Origin of the sequence: Mumia sp. (genome assembly GCF_028803055.1) — a bacterium.
Classification (GTDB): Bacteria; Actinomycetota; Actinomycetes; order Propionibacteriales; family Nocardioidaceae; genus Mumia.
Genome location: NZ_JARBCJ010000156.1, coordinates 1 through 8,000, shown reverse-complemented (window position 1 = coordinate 8,000; position 8,000 = coordinate 1). Strand labels below are relative to the sequence as shown.

10 protein-coding genes are annotated in these 8,000 nt (G+C 71.1%); 2 read left to right on the top strand and 8 right to left on the bottom strand.

What is annotated here, in order from left to right; all coding sequences use genetic code 11:
* On the bottom strand, window positions 1-539 hold a 539-nt coding region (locus tag PV363_RS13790), incomplete at its 3' end, for a DUF6518 family protein (RefSeq protein WP_301022605.1).
* A 153-nt stretch (window positions 540-692) separates the two neighbouring features.
* Here PV363_RS13790 and PV363_RS13785 point away from each other — a divergent pair.
* On the top strand, window positions 693-2,168 hold the full coding sequence (locus tag PV363_RS13785; protein ID WP_220345082.1) for a Fic family protein: 1,476 nt from the start codon (window positions 693-695) through the stop codon (window positions 2,166-2,168).
* 8 nt (window positions 2,169-2,176) lie between these two features.
* Here PV363_RS13785 and PV363_RS13780 read toward each other — a convergent pair whose 3' ends face one another.
* A complete protein-coding gene (locus PV363_RS13780; protein ID WP_301022606.1) occupies window positions 2,177-2,425 on the bottom strand; it encodes a VOC family protein in 249 nt (82 codons plus the stop codon).
* Window positions 2,426-2,460: 35 nt separating this feature from the next.
* On the opposite strand from PV363_RS13780, the gene PV363_RS13775 reads away from it, so the two are divergent.
* A complete protein-coding gene (locus PV363_RS13775; RefSeq protein WP_220341662.1) occupies window positions 2,461-3,195 on the top strand; it encodes an MBL fold metallo-hydrolase in 735 nt (244 codons plus the stop codon).
* Between the two features lie 67 nt (window positions 3,196-3,262).
* Here the strand turns inward: PV363_RS13775 and PV363_RS13770 are convergent, their stop codons facing one another.
* From PV363_RS13770 to PV363_RS13745, 6 genes are all read right to left on the bottom strand, one after another.
* Window positions 3,263-4,069 carry a DUF4878 domain-containing protein gene (locus PV363_RS13770; protein WP_301022604.1) on the bottom strand — a complete coding sequence of 269 codons (807 nt, stop codon included), beginning with the start codon at window positions 4,067-4,069 and terminating at the stop codon, window positions 3,263-3,265.
* Between the two features lie 54 nt (window positions 4,070-4,123).
* Entirely contained in the window at window positions 4,124-5,584 is a 1,461-nt protein-coding gene (locus PV363_RS13765) for a hypothetical protein (RefSeq protein WP_301022603.1), read from the bottom strand.
* A gap of 116 nt (window positions 5,585-5,700) precedes the next feature.
* Window positions 5,701-6,813 carry an aromatic acid exporter family protein gene (locus PV363_RS13760; protein ID WP_220365159.1) on the bottom strand — a complete coding sequence of 371 codons (1,113 nt, stop codon included), beginning with the start codon at window positions 6,811-6,813 and terminating at the stop codon, window positions 5,701-5,703.
* A gap of 30 nt (window positions 6,814-6,843) precedes the next feature.
* The gene (locus tag PV363_RS13755; RefSeq protein WP_220345077.1) at window positions 6,844-7,305 is read right to left on the bottom strand and encodes an SRPBCC family protein; all 462 of its coding nucleotides are present in this window, start codon (window positions 7,303-7,305) and stop codon (window positions 6,844-6,846) included.
* Window positions 7,302-7,658, bottom strand: a complete 357-nt coding sequence (locus tag PV363_RS13750; protein ID WP_301022602.1) for a DoxX family protein — start codon at window positions 7,656-7,658, stop codon at window positions 7,302-7,304. The genes PV363_RS13755 and PV363_RS13750 overlap by 4 nt, the downstream gene beginning before the upstream one ends.
* Window positions 7,655-8,000 (bottom strand): CGNR zinc finger domain-containing protein (locus PV363_RS13745; protein ID WP_301022601.1); only part of this gene is annotated, 346 nt, incomplete at its 5' end. The genes PV363_RS13750 and PV363_RS13745, both read right to left, overlap by 4 nt.

Here is an 8,000-nt window from a genome sequence, read left to right as displayed (position 1 = left end):
GCAGGGCCGATCCAACGCAGCATCGGACGGTACTGGTGGCGGTACGCCCCGAGACTCACGGCGAGCACCACGGCAACGGCGCCGAACAGCACGGCGCTCGACCTGTATCCGAGCACGATCCAGTAGGTCACCACGGCTTCGCTCAAGAACGCAGCCGGCAGGGCCGCGGCTCCGGGGCCGGCCGGAGAGGCGTGACGCCACGCGTGTCCGACCCCTCCGAACACAGGGCCGCCGACGACGGCGCAGAGCGACCAGAACACCAGGTAGTACACGGAGGCGTCGTAACCCCGCAGCTCTGCCACGGCGTAGTAGGCGACGACCTGCACGAGGGTCGCGAGGAGTCCGGTCCACACCGCCGTTCGCAACCGCGACTGCAGGGCTCCCGCCACGAACGCCGTCGTCAGCCACGGACTGACCGCATTGACGAGCGCCAGCCAAGGGAAGTCGAGGCCCGTCTGGAGCACTGACGTCAGTGCCCCGACGACCGCGCCCAGCAACAACGCGAGGAACGGCATCAACAGGTCCGCGCGCTCTCTCACGCGAGCGAGGATATCGTCCGCGCGAACACGTCGCGAAACCGGCATATTCTCGCGTGCAGCGCGAGGATTCGTGGCTTTCAGTCATGCGAGGGCGGCAAAATGTCGCGCGGGAGGGGTACGGTGTTGTACACCGATGTCACGAGAGGACCGGCGATGAACGACGGCTTCCCCACTGTCGTGTACAGCGATGTACACCACAAGGACCGCATCTCCCGCGCACGCGCCGCCGGACGGCTGGTCAAGGTCGGATCCGGCGTGTACGTCAGCGACCTGAGCAAGCCAGCCGAGGACGTCGTGCGCGAGCGGCTGTGGGAGATCGTCGCCCACAAGCTGCCCGGCGCCGTCATCACCGACCGCTCGGCACGTCACGGAGGCGTGGCGGTGGACGGGTTCCTCTTCGTGACGCATCGCCGGACGCGGCCTCTGAAGCTTGCCGGCGTGGTGGTCGAGCCGCGCCACGGAAGCGGGCCGATGCCCGGTGACATCGCACTGCCCGACGGCCTGTGGCTCGCCGGCCCGGCCCGAAGCCTCCTCGAGAACCTGGCACCGACCCGGCCGGCGTCAGGCAGGCCACCGCGGACACTCACACGCGCGCAGGTCGAGCTGTGGATCGATGACCTCTGCCGAGACCGGGGCGAGGACGGCCTGAACGAGATCCGCGAGCAGGCCCGCGAGCTGGCGCCATTCCTCGGTCGACTGGCGGAGTGCGACCTGTTGAACCGTCTGGTCGGGGCGTCCATGAACACTCACCCGACGGCGATCCTGCAGACGCCGGAGCTGATCGGGCGCGCTGCCGGTCAGGCGTTCGACCGTCGTCGCGTGGACATCTTCGGCCGCCTCGTCGACTACCTCGACGGCCAACCACCCGACCTCGTCACCGCCATGCCCGCCGACCGCGGCCGGCGGACGCTGCTGCCCTTCTACGAGGCCTACTTCTCGAACTACATCGAGGGCACGGAGTTCACCCTCGACGAGGCAGCCGACATCATCTTCGACGACGTGGTCCCTGAGCAGCGCCCCGAGGACGCCCACGACATCCTGGGCACCTATCGTCTGACGTCGTCCGATGCCGAGATGCGTCGCAGGCCCGCCACCGACCAGGAGCTCCTCACCCTCCTCCGGGAACGCCACGCCGTGCTGATGGGCGGCCGTCCGCTGGTGGGGCCGGGGAAGTTCAAGACGCAGGCGAACCGTGCCGGGGAGACGCACTTCGTCGCACCGGAGCTGGTCGAGGGCACGCTGCGGCGGGGGTACGAGGTCGGATCACGCCTGGTGTCGCCGTGGGCGCGCGCTGTCTACGTGATGTTCATGGTCAGCGAGGTCCATCCCTTCGCCGACGGCAACGGCCGCATCGCGCGGGTGATGATGAACGCCGAGCTCCACGGCTCAGGAGAGGTCCGGATCGTCATCCCGACCGTCTATCGGCTGAACTACCTCTCCGCACTCAAGGGCGCCACGCACAACGAGAACTTCGCCGGCCTGTACGCCGCGCTGAGCTTCGCGCGGAAGTGGACCGCCCGCGTCGACTTCACCAGCAGATGGACGGCCGAGGGCGACCTCGAACGGACGCACGCGCTCCGCGATGCGATGACCGCCGAGGACGCCGGGATCCGCCTCACCCTGCCGTAGACGTCCCCTCACCCCGCGTCGAGCGGCGGCGCCCATCCTGGTCGGCGGATGAGACAGAACGGGTGACCAGCCGGGTCGGCGTAGACGTCGTCCTCCAGGTGGTGCGCCCCCAGGGCGACGACACGCGCGCCCGCGGCAGCGACGTCCTCCACCATCACGTCCACGTGCATCTGCTGCGGGACGGCAGGGCCCGGCCAGCCCCGCCGCGGCGTCGTGCGGAGGACGTGGGAAGCAGCCGCATTCGGGTACCACCGCAGGAACGGACGATCCCGAGCCGACCTGGGAGGTTGCCATGCACACCCTCGACATCGTGCCAGGCGTGCACCGCCTGGCGCGCGGCTCCACGGCCTGCTACCTCGTGGAGACCGACGACCAGATCCTGCTGGTCGACGCCGGGCTGCCAGCCTTCTGGTCCGATCTTGCCGAGGCGCTGAAGGCCCTGGGCCGGACCCCCGACGACGTGCGGCACGTCCTCCTGACGCACGGCCACTTCGACCACGTGGGCATCGCCCGCAGGCTCGAGAAGTCCGGCGCGCAGGTCTGGGTGCACCGCGGAGACCAGCGGATCGCCGAGCACCCCTACCGGTACGAGCCGGGACGGCCACGCCTCACCTACCCGATCCGTCACCCCCGCTCGCTCCCCCACCTGGCGTCGCTGGTGGGCGCAGGGGCGCTGTGGGTGCAGGGCGTGGACGCACCGAGGGTCTACGACGACCCCATGCCGTTCGGGGACGTCCTCACGGTCGTGCCGACGCCGGGGCACACCGACGGGCACGTCGCGATCGTCCTCCCCGACCACGACGCGGTGATCACCGGCGACGCGCTCGTGACGCTCGACCCGTACACCGGCAGGACCGGTCCGTGCATCGTCGCCCAGGCCGGAACTCACGACGCCGAGCAGGCGCTGCAGTCGCTCGACGCGATCGGCGCGAGTGGGATGCGTACGGTGCTGCCGGGACACGGGGAGGTCTGGCGTGACGGCGCAGAGGCGGCAGCCTGGAAGGCACGTCTGCGACCGGTTCCCTGAACCACGCCACGCCACGCCACCGCGATCGCCAGGTCGTGCGACGCACTCGCGCCGCACGACCTGCGTGTCAGGGGGTGGGCGGCGTGACGAGGTTCAGGTCAGGGATGTCAGGCACGTCCGGCATCTCCGGCCTGCTTCCCGCGTCCATGGCGATGTCGTCGACCTTCCAGGTCGAGCCGTCCTTGACGAGCTGGAGCGTCTGGTCGACGGGCGTGCCGGCCAGCGTGAGCGCGACCGCCACCGTGGCCTTGTCGCCGTCGATCGTGGTGTCCTTGACGTCGAACGTCGCTGCCTGGAGCGCGTCGAGCATGCCGCCCTCGCCGTCGCCCTCCTTCTCGAGCGCCTTCTTGCACTTGTCGGCGCCCTCCCCGTCGCGGAAGTTGTCGGTCGTCACGGCGACGATGGCGTCGCAGTCACGGTCCTTGATGGCGTCGATGAAGCTCTGCGTGGCATCCTCCGGCGTCGACGCGCTGGCGCCTCCACCACCGTCTCGCATCAGGAAGAACGCGACGCCGATGATTGCGGCGACAGCGACCACGCCGCCGATGATGGCGATGAGCCTGCCGGTGCCCTTCTTGCCGCCCTGCGGCGCGTTGGGCGGGAGGTACTGCGGCTGCTGACCGTAGGGCGACTGGCCCTGGCCGTACGGCGCCTGCCCCTGGTAGGACTGCTGGCCCTGGCCGTACTGCTGCTGGCCGTAGGTCGGTTGCTGGTGCGGCGGCTGCTGACCGTAGGTGGGCTGCTGACCGTACGGCTGCTGGGGTTGACCGTACGGGGGCTGCTGACCGTACGGGGGCTGTCCCTGCGGCGGCTGCTGGGGGTACGGGGGCTGCGGGCCGTCGTTGGACGGCGGGCCGGACCACTGATCGCTCACGGCGATACCGTACGCGATCGGAAGGCCAGGCGGACCCGCTTCTCGGCGGCGCTCTCAGGCTCGGCGCACCATCGACGGAAGGCCTCCTACGGCGGCGACGCCGAGGGCCGAACGCGGCTCGTACCCGACCCTCCACAGGCCACCGTGCGCTGCTCCGTCGGTGAACAGCTGCTCGGGATGCTCGCGCGCTTCGGTCGCCGCGTGGAGGTCGTGGACGAGGAGTGCCGCCATCAGCACGCGGGTGGTCGCCGGCTCGAAGATCTCCACGCCGAAGTGCCGTGCGCCGCCGTAGGCGGCTGCGAGCAACCGGTTCTTGGTCACCGACCGTGTCCACGTCGCCGGGGCGACGTTGAAGGACACCCGCTGGCCGCAGTCCTCGGCGACGACGCCGCGCCACCGCTGGATCCGCTTCGCCATCGCGTAGTTGGGGCCCTGTTGCGGGACGAGGATGTCGGCCACGCCGGTGCCGTCGGGAAGGACGGTGGAGTAGTTGGGCACGAAGAGCCTTCCTCGGCTCACGACGCGCAACGGGGCCTGCAACCATCGGACGGGCCCGCGGTCCTGGTACGCGCGAGCGCTCGCCTGGACGACGTCCCGGGGGACGACGAACGCGTCCGTCGGCGTCGCCAGATAGGCGAGGGCGGTGTCCGGGTCGTCGTCGGTGAGCCGCGTCGCGACGACGTCGGCCGCCGCGGTGACGGCGACGTGGGCACCCCCGTCGGCGTAGGCGTACATGCCGACGACCAGCGCACTGCCCGCCGCCCGGGTCCGGAGCCAGGCCAGCACGTCTCCGGTCTGCGTGACCAGGTCCGCGCCCGGCGCACCGTCCGGCCCCACCGGGTGCGCGACCGTCCCGGCCCCGCTCTCGGCCAGGGAGCGGACCCGGTCCCAGATGGACGGTGACGACCTGTCGACGGCGAGGACGTCGGCGCCCCATGCCGCCAACGGCTCCAACGGGCCCATCTCCGCGCCGGCGCCGAGCAGGGCCACCCGGCGTCCTGGGAGCGACAACCACTCCGGATGGGCGATCACCTGCTCGATCGCGGTCACGAAGGACTCCTCGACCACGCCCGCGTCACGCCATCGCCGGAGCTGCTCTCGCAGCCGGTCCCCGTGCAGGATCGACCCGCCGTACGGGACGGCGAGCTCGCGCACCGGCGAGGAGGTGCCGCGCACGACCTCGGTCGCCAACGGCGTCGCGCGCGGCTCTGGGCCCCACTCCTCCAGCGGGACGTCACCGGAGGGGGCGGCGGCCATCATCCGGCCGCGCATCGAGGCCACTCCCCCGTGCGCCAGGGCGAGCGCTGCCTTCGACGACTCGGCCGAGGCCGCCGTCACGCGTCCGACGAGCGGCACGTAGTCGGAGCGCCACGAGTGCGCCGATTCGATGTCCGCGGCGAGCTCGGGGTCGATCTCGCGCGCAGCGTCGGCGAGGATCGCCCGGACCGTCGGGGTGGTCGGGCGGCGGCCGTCCACGGAGGGGAACGTGATCTCGGTCTGAGGATGGGAGTGCACACCCCCAGTATCCGAGGATCCCCTCATGTTTTGTCCAGTGCCCCCCGGACAACGTCGGCGAGGACCCCGATCCCGTCGCTGATGACACCCGGCGCAGGGGCCGCGTACCCGAGCAGTCAGCGTCTTCTGGGCGCACGCAGCGGCGGGATGGGCGAGGCGACCTCCTCGGACTCCGGCACGGGCAGGACCCCGAGGATGCGGCGAAGGCTCACCACGACGGCGGCTCCCGGGAAGGAGGTCTCGCCGTGGTCCGCCGTGTCGCGCACGAGCACCGAGAGTCTCTCGACGCCCACCGCCAACGGCTGGACGTCGCTGCCCTGGATCGGTTCGTCTCCGACCAGCCTGCGGACGACCGACGCCAGCTCGTCGAGAGTGTCCGCCACGCTCTGCGCCGCCTCTCCGCCGAGGCGCAGCCACGGGCGCGGCGACGCTTGGACCTCGCCGAGCATGTACGTCAGGTTCTCCACCAGCGCCGCGACCCGCTCGACGACCTCGGCGTCGGCCCGTCGACGCCCGACATGGTCGCGCCACCGGCGGGCACGAAGGTTGCCCCGAAGAGAGTCGTCGAGCGCGAGAAAGCTCTCGCGCAGCCGGAGCGCGTCCGGGAACACCTCACGGGCCACCTCCAGCCAGGCCTGCTCAGGGTCGGCGGTCTGCCCCCGCAGGACCTTCGCCATCCCCTCGAGCTGCTCCGAGACGTCGGCGGCGACAGAGTCGAGGTGACGCCGCGCGATCCGCGCGGGGATAGGTGGCAGCGCGAGGGTGAGGGCCAGTCCGACCGCTGCCCCCAGGGAGACCTGACCAACGAGTCCCGAGACGAAGTCGGACGTGTCGATGTTGCCCAGGATGTAGGTGAACAGTGCTGCCGTGATGACCCAGCTGCGTCCGTCGCCCAGGCGGTCCCAGCCGGCGAGGATCACGGCGACCAGGACGAGCAGGCCGATGGCCGCCCAGCCCGGCACCGGGAGCACGTGGAACACGGCGCCGACGCCGGCGCCCATGACCAGAGCGACGAAGATCTGCGCCGACTCCCGCACCGAGCCGGCCACGCTCGGGTGGACGGCGAGCACCGCACCCATGGGGGCGTAGTAGGCGTAGTCGCCGATCGGGCTCGGCAGGAGGTTGCCGAGCTGCCACGCCACCGCCGCCGCGATCGCGGCCTTGACGGCGATGTGCAGACGGGACCCGAGAAGTGGGTCGGTGCTCGCCGTCGAACGCGTGAAACCCATTCGGACGAGGCTAGCCGGGGGGTGGTGAGATCAACGGGTCGGCGACGCGTCGTCTCCGCGGTCTCCGCGCGCCCGGTGCTCGGCGGCACCGGCCATCGTCGCGGCCTCGCGGTCGACCAGTGCCCGGTAGTGGGCCCCTCCCATCGCCGCCACCAGCCGCGACAGCGGCCCGGACTGCTCCATCGCGAGCTCGAGCCGCGAGGTCCCCTGGCCTCTCGGTACCACCCGGTGGATGCCGTCGGTCCTGATGCCGAGGACCGACGACCGCCAGGTGAAGGCCGTGCCGTCCTCGACCTCGGTCACGGTCCAGCTCATCGAGCGGATGCCTGGCTGCCGTACGACGTAGCGCTGACCGACGACCAGCTCGCCGTCTCCCACCGGGGCTACCTTGATGAAGCTGTCCGAGATCAGCGGCCACTGCGACGGATCGGCGACGACCGACCACAGGACCTCGGCGGGCGCCTCGACGTCCACCTGCACGTCGTACCTCATGCGAACGACCACCACGCCACGCCGATGCAGATCACGAGCATCCCCACGGCGTTGAGGAAGAGGTTGCGACCGAGGTCGTGGGCGCGGATGTGCGCCGTGATCGCGGCGAGGAAGTAGGCCACGAGCGCCAGCGTCGTCACCAGTCCGAGGTAGGGGATCCAGATCCCGGCGATGAGACCGGCGGCCGCGGCGAGCTTGAGCGGCGTCAGCACCGGCCACCAGCGGCGCGGGAAACGGACGTCGGTCAGGCAATCGCGCACGAAGGCCAACGGCTTCACGCAGAAGACGGCGTCCGCGAGCTGGATCACAGCCAGCACGACCACGGGCCATACGGGGTCGGGAAGGGCACTCATGCCCGCTCCTCTCTCTGACGTCTGCGGTAGGCGGCCACGCGGGCACGACCTGAGCAATAGTCCGAACAGTATCGCCGCGGACGACCACGGGGACCGTCGATCCACACGTCGACACACTCATCGTCCGCACAGGTGCCGATCGCGTCGGCGCCACGGTCGGCGAGCACCTCGCGGATGGTGCGCAGAGCGGCCACCAGCAGGCGGTCGGCAGGGCGGGCGGCGACCCAGCGGTCCTCGACGCGCCCGTCGCTGAGGCCGAGGCGGACCGATGCACCGGCCTCGGTGAGCAGACGGTCGAGCCGACGCACCCGCTCGTCGGGTGTGCCTGCAGCGAAGACGGGC